Source organism: Alphaproteobacteria bacterium LSUCC0719 (assembly GCA_040839025.1).
In the GTDB taxonomy this organism is placed as follows: Bacteria; Pseudomonadota; Alphaproteobacteria; order Puniceispirillales; family Puniceispirillaceae; genus UBA8309.
Genome location: JBFPJN010000002.1, coordinates 189,889 through 204,004, shown reverse-complemented (window position 1 = coordinate 204,004; position 14,116 = coordinate 189,889). Strand labels below are relative to the sequence as shown.

The following is a 14,116-nucleotide window of genomic DNA, read 5'->3' as shown; positions in this document are numbered from 1 at the left end:
CGCCATGCCATCGTAATCACAGAGTCATGACAGGCCGCCGCCCGCAACCGGGTGGTCGCGGCCACGCCTCAGGGAGGAATGAAAGATGAAAACCCGTGCCGCTGTTGCTGTGGCTGCCGGCAAGCCACTCGAAATCATGGATGTTGATCTGGACGGGCCGCGCGCCGGCGAGGTGCTTGTCGAAATCATGGCAACCGGCATCTGCCACACAGATGCCTTCACACTGTCCGGCGCCGATCCCGAGGGGATGTTCCCGGCCATTCTTGGCCATGAAGGGGCCGGGATCGTCCGCGAGGTTGGCGCGGGCGTCACCAGCGTCGTCCCCGGCGATCATGTGATTCCGCTTTACACGCCGGAATGCCGGGAATGCGAATATTGTCTGCATCCCAAAACGAACCTGTGTCAGGCCATTCGCACCACCCAGGGTCAGGGCGTGATGCCTGACGGGACCAGCCGGTTCTCGATCAAGGGAGAACCTGTGCTGCATTATATGGGAACATCGACCTTCTCGAACTTCACGGTGCTGCCGGAAATTTCCCTGGCGAAGGTCAACAAGGACGCCCCGTTTGACAAGATCTGCTATATCGGCTGCGGCGTTACGACGGGCATTGGCGCGGTCATCAACACGGCCAAGGCCGAACCCGGATGCACGGCTGTTGTCTTTGGTCTTGGCGGCATCGGGCTGAACGTCATTCAGGGGCTTCGCATGATTGGCGCGAACATGATTGTCGGCGTCGACCTGAATGACAGCAAGAAGAAATGGGGTGAGCGGTTCGGCATGACGCATTTCGTCAATCCGGCAGAGCATGGCGACAATCTTGTCGGCCATCTTGTCGAACTGACAGGTGGCGGTGCCGATTATTCCTTTGAATGTATCGGCAACACAACGGTGATGCGCCAGGCGCTGGAATGCGCGCACAAGGGATGGGGCGAATCGATCATCATCGGCGTTGCCGGTGCCGGTCAGGAAATCTCGACCCGCCCGTTCCAGCTTGTCACGGGCCGCAGCTGGCGCGGCACGGCTTTCGGCGGCGCGCGGGGCCGTACCGATGTGCCGAAGATCGTCGACTGGTACATGCAGGGCAAGATCGAGATCGATCCGATGATCACGCATACGCTGCCGCTCGAGGACATCAACAAGGGCTTCGATCTCATGCATGAGGGTGAATCAATCCGCGCCGTCGTGGTTTTCTAGGTCGATACCGTCATGGAAACAGTGTCTGCCGAAAAATCCTTTGGTGGTGTCCAGGGGATCTATCGTCACGCCTCGAACGTCACCGGATGCGACATGACCTTTGCGGTCTATCTGCCGCCACAGGCCGACAAGGGGCCGGTGCCGGTGCTGTGGTATCTGTCGGGCCTGACCTGTACCCATGCCAATGTGATGGAGAAGGGTGAATACAGGCGCGTCGCGGCGGAGCTTGGAATCGCCATCATCTGCCCTGATACCAGCCCGCGTGGCGATGATGTCCCCGACGAGGATAACTGGCAGTTCGGTTCGGGCGCCGGCTTTTATGTGGATGCCACAATGCCGCCCTATGACACCAATTACCGCATGTACAGCTATGTGCTTGAGGATTTGCCAGCCGTGATTGCGGCAAATTTTCCCGTCGATATGGCACGGCAGGGGATTTTCGGACATTCGATGGGGGGGCATGGCGCGCTGGTGATGGCGCTTCGCAACAGCCAGCGATTTGCCAGCTGTTCCGCATTCGCGCCGATCGTCAATCCATCGACGGCCGACTGGGCGGCGAATGCCTTTACCCGTTATCTTGGCTCAAACAGTGACGACTGGCGGGCCTATGATGCGGTGGCGCTTGTCGAGGACGGCCACGCCTTTCCGGAAATCCTGATTGATCAGGGCGATGCCGACAGTTTTCTTGAAACCGGTTTGCGGCCCTGGCTGTTCGAGGCCGCCTGCAAGGATGGCCCGACCGCATTGACGCTGCGGATGCAGCCCGGATACGGGCATTCCTATTATTTCATTTCCACCTTCATGGAGGATCACCTGCGCTGGCATGCGGCGCGGCTGTGATCTGACATGAATGACAGACTGTGGGGCATCGCGAGATGAGTGACAAGGCAGCCGACTATCCGCAACCGCTGGGTGGCAACGAGATGCCACGCTTTGCCGGACCGGGAACGATGATGCGTCTTCCCGCTGTCGACAGCGCTGCCGGTATGGATGCGGTCTTCATCGGTATCCCGCTTGATGTCGGCACCTCGAACCGGCCGGGAACACGGTTCGGGCCGAAACAGATTCGGGCTGAATCGGTCATGTTGCGCCCCTACAACATGTGGACCCGCGCTGCGCCCTTTGATTCGCTGCGCGTCGGTGACCTTGGCGATGTGCCGATCAACACGTTCGATCTGAAGGATTCGGTGAATCGCATCACCGCTTTCTATGACGATGTGCTGGCGCATGACGTGATTCCGTTGACGCTTGGCGGCGACCATACTTTGACTCTTCCGGTGCTTCGCGCCATTGCGCGGCGTCATGGGCCTGTGGGGTTGATCCATGTTGATGCGCATGCGGACATCAATGACCACATGTTCGGCGAGGCCATCGCGCATGGCACACCATTCAGGCGCGCGCTCGAAGAAGGGCTGATCGACCCGCACCGGACCTGTCAGATCGGGCTTCGGGGCACCGGCTACACGGCCGAGGATTTCGACTGGGCGCGGGACAAGGGGTTCACCGTCATCCAGGCCGAGGAACTGTGGCATCAATCGGCGGCACCATTGATGGCGCGCATTGGCGCGGCGATCGGTACTGGGCCGGTCTATCTGACATTCGATATCGATTCCCTTGATCCGGGGTTTGCCCCCGGCACGGGCACCCCGGAAATTGGCGGCCTGACGCCAATCCAGGCGCTCGAGATCATCCGGGGCTGCCGTGGCCTGTCACTTGTCGGGGTCGACCTTGTCGAGGTGTCGCCCCCCTATGATCCGCAGGGCAATACGGCATTGCTGGCGGCCAACCTTCTCTATGAGATGCTGTGTGTTCTGCCTGGCGTCGCCTACCGGGACGGAGAGTGAAATATGGCACCTGCTTTCACCAAGGCCGAATATGCAGGCCGCCTCGCCAGGGTGCGCGCGGAAATGGAGTCACGGGGTCTGGAAGCGCTGGTCATTGGCGATCCGTCGAATATCAACTGGCTGACCGGCTATGATGCCTGGTCATTCTACACCCCGCAGGTGATGCTGGTTGATCTTCATGACGGGCCGTTCTGGATGGGCAGGCTGATGGATGCCGGCGCGGCGAAATTCACCACCTATCTGAGCGATGCGCAACTCGTTCCCTATCCTGAAACGCTGGTCCAGCGACCGGACACGCATCCGATGGCGCATATCGCCGCCTGGATGGTGGACAGGGGATTTGGCCGTGCCCGCACAGGGTATGAAAGCGACAGCTATTTTCTTTCGCCTCGTGCGCTGGCGACGCTTCAGGCGGGTCTTCCCGACGCTGAATTCGTTGATGCCGACCTTCTTGTCAACTGGCAGCGGCTGATAAAGAGCGAGGCTGAAATCGAGATCATGAGCCGGGCGGCGCGAGTTGCCGAAGCGGCGATGAGGACAGCCTGGGATGGCGCGCGCGCCGGGGTTCGCCAATGTGATCTGATGGCTGATGTCGTGGCGACCCAGATCCGTGGCACGCCGGAGCAGGGCGGCGACATGCCAGCCATTCATCCGCTGATCCTTGCCGGCGAGGCGGCGGCAACGGCGCACCCGCTATGGACCGACGCGCCGCTGGAGCCGGGTCAGACAATCGCCTTCGAGCTTGGTGCCTGCGTTCGGCGCTACAATGTCGGTCTTGCGCGGACAGTGCATATCGGGACACCGCCCGACGATCTTCAGCGCACGGCAGCGGCGGTCGAGGAAGGAATGGCAGCGGTGATGGACAGTCTGAAGGCCGGCGCCGTCGCCGGTGACGTTCATGCCGCCTGGCAGCGTGTCCTTGATCGTTACGGTCTCGAAAAACCAAGCCGTATCGGCTATTCGATTGGCGCTGCCTATGCCCCGGACTGGGGTGAACACACATTGTCATTCCGCCCCGGCGAGACGACTATTGTGCCTGAAGATGCTGTGGTGCATATCATCCTTGGCATGTGGATGGATGACTGGGGGATGGAACTCAGCGAAACATTGCATGTCCGCAGGAATGACTGTCTGCGGATGTGTGATTTCCCGCAGCAGGTTCATGTCGTGCCGGCATGACGCCATCCACCCATCCCACCCGCGAGGCGGCAATCGCGCTGCTGGCTGATCTTGTCGGCTATCAGAGCGTCAGTCTGCAACCGAATGACGATATTGTCTCCTACATCGAATCCTATCTGTCCGAACTGGGTGTCGAGACATATCGTGATGCGCATGAAGATGGGTCACGCTTCAATCTTCTGGCCAGAATTGGCCCGGCTGGCGATGGCGGCGTACTTTTGTCGGGGCACCTTGATGTCGTGCCTGCGGCGGCCGACGGATGGAGCGGGGATCCCTTTACGCTGCGCCGCCAGCAAGGCCGGCTGATCGGTCGCGGTGCCGTTGACATGAAGGGGTTCCTTGCGATGGCGCTTGCCATGGTGCCGGCATTTCAGGCGCGGGCCGAGGATCTCGTCGAGCCGCTTTATCTTGCCTTTACCTTTGACGAGGAGATCGGCAGCTTTGGTGCCCAGCGGATGCCGGCCTTCCTTGCTGCCAGGTCGGTAACACCGCGCCTTGCCGTCATTGGCGAACCGACAGGCATGCAGCCTTTCAACGGGCACAAGGGCATTATGGAGCTTGTTACGCATATCCGTGGTGCGGCCGGCCATGCCTCGCGCCCGGCGGCCGGCGTCAACGCCATTTATGTGGCGGCACGGCTGATTGGTTTTATTGACGGGCTGGCGGCAGAATGCGCAGCCAGTCCGATGCCGGGATCGCCATTCGATCCGCCCTGTTCGACATTGTCGGTCGGGACCGTCACTGGCGGTGAGGCGCGCAACATCATTGCCGGGGAATGCCGCATCGACTGGGAGATCAGAGCCCTTCCAGGCGAAGATCCGCATCGGCTGTATGACCGCGTCGTGAAGTTCATCGACAGCGATCTGCGCCCGGCCATGACGGCAGCCGACCCAAGCTGTGATATCACCACCCGGATGCTGTCGGATGTGCCGCCTCTGAAGGCCCAGTCACCCTCTCCGGCGGCTGAACTGATCGGCAGATTGTGGACAAATGAGCCGCCGCAGGTGGTGTCCTTCGGAACGGACGGCCCGTTCTTCCAGCAGGCCGGCATGGATACCATCGTCATTGGGCCGGGCGGCATGGCGCAGATGCATCAGCCCGATGAATTCATTACCGAACTGGCGATAGACCAGGGGCTGACATTTCTTGACAGGCTGCTTGCCGAAATGACGGGCGGGACCATCGCCAAGGTGCGTGGGTGACCCCGCTTCATCTGCTGATCGCGCTGCTGGTGCCGCTGACATGGGGCTTTGGCTTTGTGCTGGCCAAGGCCGGGCTGGCGCACTTTCCGCCCTTGCTGCTGATGGGAATGCGGTTCCTGATCGCCGCGCTGATCCTTGTCTGGTTTGTGAAATTGCCGCGCGGTCACTGGCGTATGCTGACGCTGATCGCCATGACCTCGGCCACCCTGCAATATGGCCTGACCTTTTCCGGTCTTGCCAGAATGGATGCCACCCCGGCGATCCTGTTGGTCCAGTCAGAGGTTGTCTTCGGCAGTGTGATTGCCGCGCTGATGCTTCGCGAATGGCCAACCCGGCGGCAGATCCTGGGTATGGCGGTGTCGCTTGGCGGCATTGCGACCATTGTCGGCGCCCCGTCATTGCAGGGGCAGATGGTTGGTGTCGGCCTGGTGTTGTCCGGCTGTCTGTTCTGGGCTTTTGGACAGGTTCTGGTGCGCCGTCTAGGTGATGCGCTGACGGGCTTCCAGCTGACGGCCTGGATAGGCATGATCGCGGGACCGCAGATGCTTCTTGCCTCGGTCCTGATCGAAGGGAACCCGGTGCCGGTGCTTTTCAGCGCGTCACTCGCCGACTGGATGGCGGTTGCCTATCTCGGGGTGATCATGACCGTGGTCGGCTATTCCGCCTGGTATTTCATTCTGGCACGCTATCCGGTGCCGATGGCAATGCCTGTGCTGCTGCTTCTGCCGGTATCAACGATCCTCGGGGCGATCAGCTTTCTTGGCGAACGTCCGGGATATCATGTGATGGTTGGCGGCATCATCGTCATAGGCGGGGTGGCGGCGATCATTGTCGAACCGGATCATCTCCGCCGACTGATAACGCGGCAGCCCCGTTAGGACGGCTCGCCAACGACGCCTGTTTCCACCAGACGATCAATCTGCGCCTGCTCCATCTCCAGAAGATCGCGCAGCACGGTGCGGCTGTCGGCACCCAGACGGGGCGGCGGGGTGGCGGCAACCGGCGGTGTCGCGCCAAGGCGAAGCGGGCTTGCGACGCCGGGAAGGCTGCCATTGAGGTCATCGTCAATCTTCATGGCAAGCCCGCGATGCACTGCCTGTGGTTCGGCAAAGACCTTGTCGATCGGGTTGATCGGACCCGCTGGCACGCTGACCGTGGCAAGCCTGTCCAGCCACCAGTCCGTTGTCTGTCGGCGGAACGCCGCCTCGATATGCGGCAGCAGGGCGGTCCTGTTCATCACCCGCGCCTTGTTGGTGGCATAATCGGGATTGTCGGCCAGCCCGTCCAGGCCGGCCACATCACAGAATTTGCGAAACTGCGAATCATTGCCGACCGCAAGGATGATATGTCCGTCAGCCGTTGCAAAGGCCTGATAGGGAACGATGTTCGGATGCGCGTTGCCAAGCCGTCCCGGCACCTCGTCCGACACGAGATAGTTCAGCGCCTGATTGGCAAGGCTGGCGACACTGACGTCGAACAGGCTCATGTCAATATGCTGGCCGGTGCCGGTACGCTGTGCATGCAGCACCGCGGCAAGGATGGCGGTGGCCGTGTTGGTGCCGGTCAGAACATCGACCAGCGCCACACCAACCTTCATCGGCATGCCGTCGGGCTCGCCGGTGACACTCATCAGCCCGGCCATGCCCTGAATCATGAAGTCATAGCCTGCGCGCTCGGCATCCGGTCCGTCCTGGCCGAAGCCGGTGATGGAACAATAGACCAGCCGGGGGTTCAGGGCCTTCACCGAGTCATAATCAAGTCCATATTTCGCCAGCCCGCCAACCTTGAAATTTTCCACCAGGACATCGCATTGCGGTATCAGGTCGCGAAGGATGGCACCACCTTCCGGCGATGTGATGTCTATGGCCAGCGATCGCTTGTTCCGGTTGACGGAACAGAAATAGGCCGATCGTGCAGCCGCATCCGCCGCCGCATCGCCTGTCATGGTATCGGCAAAGGGTGGCCCCCAGCCGCGCGTGTCATCGCCGGTGCCAGGCCGTTCGACCTTGATGATGTCGGCACCAAGGTCGCCAAGCATCTGCGTTGCCCAGGGACCGGCAAGAATCCGGGACAGATCAAGCACCCGAAGGTGCGACAGCGCCCCGGTTCCCTGCGTCATGACAATAATCCCCGAATCAGCCGGTAAAGGCCTGAATGCCGGTGATGGCGCGGCCCAGGATCAGCGCGTGAACATCATGTGTACCTTCATAGGTGTTCACGGTTTCCAGATTCATCATGTGGCGCATCACATGATATTCTTCGGCAATGCCGTTTCCACCATGCATGTCACGTGCGGTACGGGCCATTGCCAGCGCCTTGCCACAGCTGTTGCGCTTGATGGTCGAAATGTTTTCCGGCGGGCAGTTACCCTGATCCAGAAGGCGACCGACGCGAAGACAGGCCTGAAGACCAATGCTGATTTCGGTATGCATGTCGGCAAGCTTCAGCTGCACCAGCTGGTTGGCTGCCAGCGGGCGCGAGAACTGCTTGCGCTCCAACGTGTAACTGCGGGCCGCATCATAGCAGAACTGTGCCGCACCAAGGGTGCCCCAAGCGATACCGTAACGCGCCTTGTTGAGGCATGAGAACGGCCCCTTCAGCCCGGTCACATCCGGCAGGATGTTGGCGTCGGGAACAAAGGCATTGTCCATCTGGATCGACCCGGTGATCGATGCGCGAAGCGACAGCTTGCCTTCGATCTTCGGTGTGGCGAATCCCGGTCCGGCAGTTTCTCGCTCGATGATGAAGCCACGAATGACGCCATCAAGCTTGGCCCAGACAATCGCGATGTCGGCGATGGGCGCGTTCGAGATCCACATCTTGGCGCCGCTCAGATGGTATCCCCCCTCAACCTTGACCGCCTTGGTGACCATGCCGCCCGGATCGGACCCGTAATCCGGTTCGGTCAGCCCGAAACAGCCAATCAGTTCGGCTGTTGCCAGACGCGGCAAAAAGCGCTGTTTCTGGTCTTCGGTACCGAATTGATGAATCGGGTGCATGACCAGCGAGGACTGAACCGACATTGCCGACCGGTAGCCGGAATCGATCGCCTCGATTTCATAGGCAGCCAGACCGTAGGACACATGGTTGACGCCGGCACCGCCATATTCATGCGGGATGGTCGGGCCAAGAAGGCCAAGCTCACCCATCTGACGCATGACGTCCGGATCAAAACTTTCCTCGCGAAAATCGGTGATCACCCGCGGCAACAGGACATCGCGCGCAAACTGGCGCGCGGTATCGCGAACCATCCGCTCTTCATCATCGAGCTGCTGGTCGAGATAGAGCGGATCCTCCCAGGAGAATACGGGCTTGGTCGTGGACACAACGCCTTCCATGATCAATCGTCCTTTGGTGAGTGGTAAACCAGAGCGGGAACAATAGCCGAAAAAGCACCCGGTGGGGTAGTCCCTGCGACACTTTATTGTCAGGCGTGGGTGCAGGGCCGGACTGCCGGTAATCCGCGCGCGCTGCCAGGCGGTGCTTTCGGTTGAGTTTTCGCCGCCACGCGGCTATGACAACACGCATCGTCACCATGTCTTGGCAAGGAGGATATCGTGGGCGAAGGAATCATTATCGCGCCGTCTATCCTGGCGTCGGATTTCAGCCGTCTTGCCGACGAGGTGGAGGCTGTCGACCGGGCCGGCGCAGACTGGATCCATCTGGATGTCATGGATGGCCATTTCGTGCCGAATCTGACATTCGGGCCGCCGATCATCAAGGCGCTCCGCCATGTTACCGACAAGACCTTTGACGCGCATCTGATGGTGGCGAATCCGGATGCGCTTCTTGACGCCTATGCGGATGCCGGTGCCGAGATCATTACCGTCCATGCCGAGGCCTGCCAGCATCTGGACAGGACACTGGCACGCATTCGCGATCTTGGCTGCCGGGCCGGGGTGTCGCTGAACCCGCATACGCCCGCCGACGTTCTGCGTCATGTTCTCGACAGGCTGGACCTGATACTCGTGATGACAGTCAATCCCGGATTTGGCGGCCAGTCCTTTATCAATGGTATGGTCGACAAGATCGCCACCCTTCGCGACATGACCACCGGACGCGATATTGTCATCGAGGTTGATGGCGGCATCACGCCGGAGACGACCAGCCTTGTCACGGCTGCCGGCGCGCATGCGCTGGTTGCCGGATCGGCCATTTTCAAAGGTGACGGCGAGGCAGGATATCGCGCCAATATCGACGCCATCCGCGCCGCCGCGCGGGTCTGACGGGGCGTCTGGCATGGGATTGCTGATTGATGGCCAATGGTCGACGGCCTGGCATGACACCAGCCGGTCCGGAGGGCATTTTGTCCGTGAGGATGCGCGCCATCGCAACTGGATCACCGCTGATGGCAGTGCCGGCCCGACGGGCGAGTCCGGCTTCAAGGCAGAAAGCGGGCGATATCATCTCTATGTGTCCTATGCGTGCCCCTGGGCGCACCGGGTATTGATCTTTCGCCTTCTGAAGGGCCTGACAGACCATGTCTCGGTATCTGTTGTGCATCCGCTGATGCTCGATAATGGCTGGAGTTTCGCGCAAGACCCGCATGGCGCCGATGGTGACGATCTGTTCGGCTACGACTTCCTGCATCAGGTCTATACACGGGCCCAGCCGCAGGCCTCGGGGCGGGTTACCGTGCCGGTATTGTGGGATCGCAAGCGGGACCGCATCGTGTCGAATGAATCATCCGAGATCATCCGGATGTTCAACACCGCTTTTGATGGGCTCACCGGCAATCAGGATGATTACTGGCCCGAAGAGCTTCGTGCCGACATCGAAACAGTGAATGACGACATCTACGAAAACATCAATAACGGTGTCTATCGCACCGGCTTTGCCACAACCGCCGCCGCCTATGAAGAGTCGGTCATCCGCCTGTTCGACGCGCTGGACAGACTGGAGCTGCGTCTGACAGACCGGCGCTATCTGATGGGTGACAGGTTGACCGAAGCCGACTGGCGTTTCTTTGCAACGCTGGTCAGATTCGATCCGGTCTATGTCGGCCATTTCAAATGCAATATCAGGCGGATTGCCGATTATCCGGTGCTGTCGGCCTATCTTCGCGACCTGTACCAGATGCCGTCCATTGCCGACACCGTGGTGATGGCGCATATCAAGCAGCATTATTACGGGAGCCACCCGACGCTCAATCCGACAGGTATTGTGCCTGTTGGTCCGGAGCTGGATTTTGGCAGCCCGCACGGGCGTGACGCGCTCTAGTCTTTGGTCTGGTCCTTGTTCCGGTCTTCGCGCTGTCGTCGCGCGGCGGCGCCAAGGTGCGGGGTGCCGCGTTCACGGGCCAGTCTGATCTGGCGCTGTCGTTCGGCAAAGCGCTGCCGCTGTTCGGAATCGGTCACGCTGTGGCAGTGCCGGCAACTGACGCCAGCTTCATATGTTTCATCTTCCAGGTCTTCGGGCGCCAGCGGCATGCGGCAGGCATGGCACATGGCGTGCCGGCCCGGCTTCAGGTCGTGATCAACCGCAACCCGATTGTCAAAGACGAAACATTCGCCCTGCCATCGGCTGTCCTCGCGCGGAATCTCCTCAAGATAGCGAAGGATGCCGCCCTTCAGATGATAAACCTCTTCAAACCCGAAATCCTGCATCAGGGCGCTAGCCTTTTCACAGCGGATGCCGCCAGTGCAGAACATCGCAAGCTTTTTCGGGCGCGCGCCGTCACCGGCAGCCAGATGTTCGGCCCAAGCCGGAAATTCGCGAAAACTGTCGGTCTGCGGGTCAATCGCACCGGCAAAGCTGCCAATGGCTGTTTCATATCGGTTGCGGGTGTCGATCACCATCACATCCGGATCATCGATCAGCGTGTTCCATTCGGCTGGTTCGACATAGGTGCCGGTGGCCTGGGCCGGCCGGATTTCCGGGCGTCCCATAGTCACAATCTCGCGCTTCAGCCGGACCTTCATACGCAGAAAGGCCTGTTCCGGTGCGGCAGAGAATTTCAATGACAGCCCCTCCAGACGCCGGTCACGCTCTATCCAGTCAAGGAATGCCAGCATGCCGTGGCGCGGGCCACAAACCGTGCCGTTGATCCCTTCTTCGGCCAGCAGAATCGTGCCGTGAATATCGTGTTCGTCGCACAATGCCTGCAGGCGCGGCTGTATTTCGCGGAAATCCGGAAGATCGACAAATTTGTACAGCGCGGCAATCACGAACCCCGGCTGGTTGTCGACACCAAGCCGTCGCAACGCGTCTGCCATGTCATCTGCAAGCCGGCCCATGACTCTCCGATGATGCTCCCGGTCAATAGTTCGGTTGTCTTCGCTTCGGTTGTCTTCTTTGGCGCGGACCGTACATCGCACGGCGCGAAGTGACAAGACCGGGCGTCTGCAGATGCTTGTGCGGTGGACAAGCCAACGTTAGTGTCTGTCCATAGCAGGGAGGTGCGCGATGTTGAAAGATCTTGTTCTCGGTGATGACAAGCTCAGCCTGTCCGTGAATGGCGGGCCGGCCACATATGACTATTTCTGGCTTCGTGACAATGCGCGCGACCCGGTAAGCTATGATTCGCGCAGCCACCAGCGTGAATTGTTCACCGCCTCGGTCGACCCGGCGATCAAGCCGCAGAATGGCTGGCTGGATGACGGCACTGACAGCCTTGTCCTTGAATGGCCCGGTCTGGATGTGGCGGCGCATTATGAAGCCGGCTTTCTCGCCGAATTCGCGCATGCCGGTGATCCGATGCAGCTTCCAGACCCGCACCCCTGGGATGCCTCCAGCCTCGACCGTGATGCGGTCCGCCTGTCCCATCAGGCCCTGGCGGGCGAACAGGGGGTCTCCCAGCTTCTGCAGCGATTGCAGAGATATGGATTCGCGGTTCTGACCGGCACGCCGCGCACCCTGGATGCGGTGCAGCAGGTTGCTGATTCCATCGGCTATGTCAGGCAGACCATCTTTGGCGGATTGTTCGAATTCGAAGCCAATGAGGATATGGCCGACTCCGCCTACACACCAAAGGAACTTCGTCCCCATACGGACGGCACATACAGCCATGACGCGCCTGGGCTGCAGCTGTTGCTGTGCGTCGATTACGACGCCACAGGCGGCGAATCAATCATGGTTGACGGTGCGCGTATCGCTGCCAGCCTGCAGGCGACGCAGCCGCAGGTCTATGATGACCTGACACGGATTGGCGTTACCGGCCTCTACAGGGGCGATGGTGTGGAATTGCGGGCCCGGCGGCCCATTCTGCGGCTGGATGAAACCGGCAGGCTGGTACAGGTCACCTTCAATAATTACGACCGTGACACGGTGCGACTTGCCGATGATGACATGCGTGCGCTTTACGCCGGCATCAGGGCGTTTGACAGCATGGCCAATGATCCGGCCTATCAATGGCGCTATACGCTGGAGCCGGGCGACATGCTGATTTTCGACAACTGGCGTGTCCTGCATGGGCGCGGTGCCTTCAGCGGTCGTCGCAAGATGGCGGGCGCCTATCTCAATCGCGAGGATTTCGAAAGCAGCCTTCGCAAGTGCGGTCTGGCCTGATTTTCAGGGCCTATGGCCGCTTGCCAGCTCCGGGTCGGCGGCCCATACCTCGGCAAGCCAGTTCCGCATCAGACGGGGCCCGCCCAGATTCAGCGCGATGTCGCGAAACTGCGCGGCTGGCCCGGAAAGTCCCATGATCCGTCCCGATATGTCGGCCTTGCGGACAATGCGCGCCACGTCGCCGGCGCGGGCCCGCGCATAGCCGGAAAAGGCGGTGCCAACATCATCTTTCGTGCCAAGCCAGTGGCGCAGGCTGGCGGCGTCCTGAAGTCCCTGTCCCGCCCCTTGCGCCAGATGCGGCGGCATGCTGTGTGCCGCCTCCCCTGCCAGAACAACCGACCCGCGACGCCAGCATCCGGCGGTTCCGGCAGGCGGCAGTGGGGTTGTCGCCCAATCGACGTCACAATCGGCGAGACATGCCAGGGGGCTGCGGGCTGAAAACAGGCGGGCCTGCCATCCGGGGGTGGCACCGTCTGCCGGCAGGGTGACAACAAGATTCATCATGCTGCCGATCGGATAATGAACCACATGAACCCCGCGCCCAAGCCACAGATTGCTGGTCGGAAGCGCAAAGCTGGCCGGCAGGGCGGCAAGCGGTATCTGCGCCCGCATGGCGACTTTGCCGCTGGTTCTGGCCGAATCCGGGGAAGGTGCCACATGCCGCCGCCCCGGTCCCGTCGCGCCATCGGCGGCGACCAGCCCGTCAAAGCTGGCGCTGGTCCCGTCATCCGCTATCAGACAGACCCGCCCGGCAGCGGTCTGGTTCGTCTGCTGATGAATATGTTCCAGATTGAGATGCTCAACCCGCACCAATGGCTGGGCCGCCAGCGCATCGGCAAGGCAGTCGGCAAGCGCCGCACGGTCAAAACTGGCATAGGTATCATGCAGCGGCAGACGGATCAGGGTGCTGCCGCTGTCGAGCGATCGCACCATGATGTCGCCAAGGCGAAGCGACACCGTCGTGGCAGGGTCAGTCAGGCCCAGCCTGGCCAGCGCCGCCCAGCCATTCGGTGCCAGCTGTAACCCGCCGACAGGTTTTGGTGCGGTGCGACCGGAAAACAATGTGACCTCATGGCCCGCCTGCGCTGCGGCAAGCGCGGATGCCATACCGGCGATTCCGCCACCGCTGACTGCCAGTCGGGCCATGATCACATCCTATGGGTGGGTTGCACCCTGTACTGATAGCTGGA

General features: G+C 60.9%; 13 protein-coding genes. 9 read left to right on the top strand and 4 right to left on the bottom strand.

Annotation, left to right across the window (positions count from 1 at the left end):
* Positions 1 to 85: 85 nt before the first annotated feature.
* The 6 genes from AB3X55_05660 to AB3X55_05635 are packed head-to-tail and all read left to right on the top strand — an operon-like array spanning position 86 to position 6,298.
* On the top strand, positions 86 to 1,195 hold the full coding sequence (locus AB3X55_05660; protein ID MEX0503066.1) for an S-(hydroxymethyl)glutathione dehydrogenase/class III alcohol dehydrogenase: 1,110 nt from the start codon (positions 86 to 88) through the stop codon (positions 1,193 to 1,195).
* A 12-nt stretch (positions 1,196 to 1,207) separates the two neighbouring features.
* On the top strand, positions 1,208 to 2,035 hold the full coding sequence (gene fghA, locus AB3X55_05655) for an S-formylglutathione hydrolase (GenBank protein ID MEX0503065.1): 828 nt from the start codon (positions 1,208 to 1,210) through the stop codon (positions 2,033 to 2,035).
* Between the two features lie 35 nt (positions 2,036 to 2,070).
* The gene (gene speB / locus AB3X55_05650; protein MEX0503064.1) at positions 2,071 to 3,039 is read left to right on the top strand and encodes an agmatinase; all 969 of its coding nucleotides are present in this window, start codon (positions 2,071 to 2,073) and stop codon (positions 3,037 to 3,039) included.
* Positions 3,040 to 3,042: 3 nt separating this feature from the next.
* Positions 3,043 to 4,218 (top strand): M24 family metallopeptidase, encoded by a 1,176-nt coding sequence (locus tag AB3X55_05645; GenBank protein MEX0503063.1) that lies wholly within the window; start codon positions 3,043 to 3,045, stop codon positions 4,216 to 4,218.
* Complete coding sequence (gene argE, locus AB3X55_05640; GenBank protein MEX0503062.1) at positions 4,215 to 5,420, top strand: acetylornithine deacetylase; 1,206 nt, start codon at positions 4,215 to 4,217, stop codon at positions 5,418 to 5,420. The genes AB3X55_05645 and argE overlap by 4 nt, the downstream gene beginning before the upstream one ends.
* Positions 5,417 to 6,298, top strand: coding sequence for a DMT family transporter (locus AB3X55_05635; protein MEX0503061.1), 882 nt, complete (start codon positions 5,417 to 5,419; stop codon positions 6,296 to 6,298). Before argE ends, AB3X55_05635 begins: the two co-directional genes overlap by 4 nt.
* Here the strand turns inward: AB3X55_05635 and AB3X55_05630 are convergent.
* Positions 6,295 to 7,539: a CaiB/BaiF CoA transferase family protein gene (locus AB3X55_05630; GenBank protein ID MEX0503060.1), complete on the bottom strand. Its 1,245-nt coding sequence runs from the start codon at positions 7,537 to 7,539 to the stop codon at positions 6,295 to 6,297. The two genes, AB3X55_05635 and AB3X55_05630, sit on opposite strands and share 4 nt — an antisense overlap.
* 16 nt (positions 7,540 to 7,555) lie before the next feature.
* Positions 7,556 to 8,758 (bottom strand): acyl-CoA dehydrogenase, encoded by a 1,203-nt coding sequence (locus AB3X55_05625; GenBank protein ID MEX0503059.1) that lies wholly within the window; start codon positions 8,756 to 8,758, stop codon positions 7,556 to 7,558.
* 219 nt (positions 8,759 to 8,977) lie between these two features.
* Between AB3X55_05625 and rpe the strand changes: the two genes are divergently transcribed.
* Complete coding sequence (rpe, locus tag AB3X55_05620; GenBank protein ID MEX0503058.1) at positions 8,978 to 9,646, top strand: ribulose-phosphate 3-epimerase; 669 nt, start codon at positions 8,978 to 8,980, stop codon at positions 9,644 to 9,646.
* Between the two features lie 13 nt (positions 9,647 to 9,659).
* Positions 9,660 to 10,640, top strand: coding sequence for a glutathione S-transferase family protein (locus AB3X55_05615; GenBank protein MEX0503057.1), 981 nt, complete (start codon positions 9,660 to 9,662; stop codon positions 10,638 to 10,640).
* Here AB3X55_05615 and AB3X55_05610 read toward each other — a convergent pair.
* Positions 10,637 to 11,635 carry a rhodanese-related sulfurtransferase gene (locus AB3X55_05610; protein ID MEX0503056.1) on the bottom strand — a complete coding sequence of 333 codons (999 nt, stop codon included), beginning with the start codon at positions 11,633 to 11,635 and terminating at the stop codon, positions 10,637 to 10,639. The genes AB3X55_05615 and AB3X55_05610 overlap by 4 nt on opposite strands.
* A gap of 190 nt (positions 11,636 to 11,825) precedes the next feature.
* On the opposite strand from AB3X55_05610, the gene AB3X55_05605 reads away from it, so the two are divergent.
* Complete coding sequence (locus tag AB3X55_05605) at positions 11,826 to 12,926, top strand: TauD/TfdA family dioxygenase (protein ID MEX0503055.1); 1,101 nt, start codon at positions 11,826 to 11,828, stop codon at positions 12,924 to 12,926.
* A gap of 3 nt (positions 12,927 to 12,929) precedes the next feature.
* On the opposite strand, the gene AB3X55_05600 is transcribed toward AB3X55_05605, so the two are convergent.
* Entirely contained in the window at positions 12,930 to 14,072 is a 1,143-nt protein-coding gene (locus AB3X55_05600) for an FAD-dependent monooxygenase (GenBank protein ID MEX0503054.1), read from the bottom strand.
* Positions 14,073 to 14,116 lie beyond the last annotated feature (44 nt).

Coding starts and splice junctions, on each gene's coding strand:
- AB3X55_05610 (MEX0503056.1), bottom strand. CDS start 11,635: ATGGCAGACGCGTTGCGACGGCTTGGTGTCGACAACCAGCCGGGGTTC.
- AB3X55_05605 (MEX0503055.1), top strand. CDS start 11,826: ATGTTGAAAGATCTTGTTCTCGGTGATGACAAGCTCAGCCTGTCCGTG.
- argE (MEX0503062.1), top strand. CDS start 4,215: ATGACGCCATCCACCCATCCCACCCGCGAGGCGGCAATCGCGCTGCTG.
- speB (MEX0503064.1), top strand. CDS start 2,071: ATGAGTGACAAGGCAGCCGACTATCCGCAACCGCTGGGTGGCAACGAG.
- AB3X55_05645 (MEX0503063.1), top strand. CDS start 3,043: ATGGCACCTGCTTTCACCAAGGCCGAATATGCAGGCCGCCTCGCCAGG.
- AB3X55_05625 (MEX0503059.1), bottom strand. CDS start 8,758: ATGGAAGGCGTTGTGTCCACGACCAAGCCCGTATTCTCCTGGGAGGAT.
- AB3X55_05615 (MEX0503057.1), top strand. CDS start 9,660: ATGGGATTGCTGATTGATGGCCAATGGTCGACGGCCTGGCATGACACC.
- fghA (MEX0503065.1), top strand. CDS start 1,208: ATGGAAACAGTGTCTGCCGAAAAATCCTTTGGTGGTGTCCAGGGGATC.
- AB3X55_05600 (MEX0503054.1), bottom strand. CDS start 14,072: ATGGCCCGACTGGCAGTCAGCGGTGGCGGAATCGCCGGTATGGCATCC.
- AB3X55_05630 (MEX0503060.1), bottom strand. CDS start 7,539: ATGACGCAGGGAACCGGGGCGCTGTCGCACCTTCGGGTGCTTGATCTG.
- AB3X55_05660 (MEX0503066.1), top strand. CDS start 86: ATGAAAACCCGTGCCGCTGTTGCTGTGGCTGCCGGCAAGCCACTCGAA.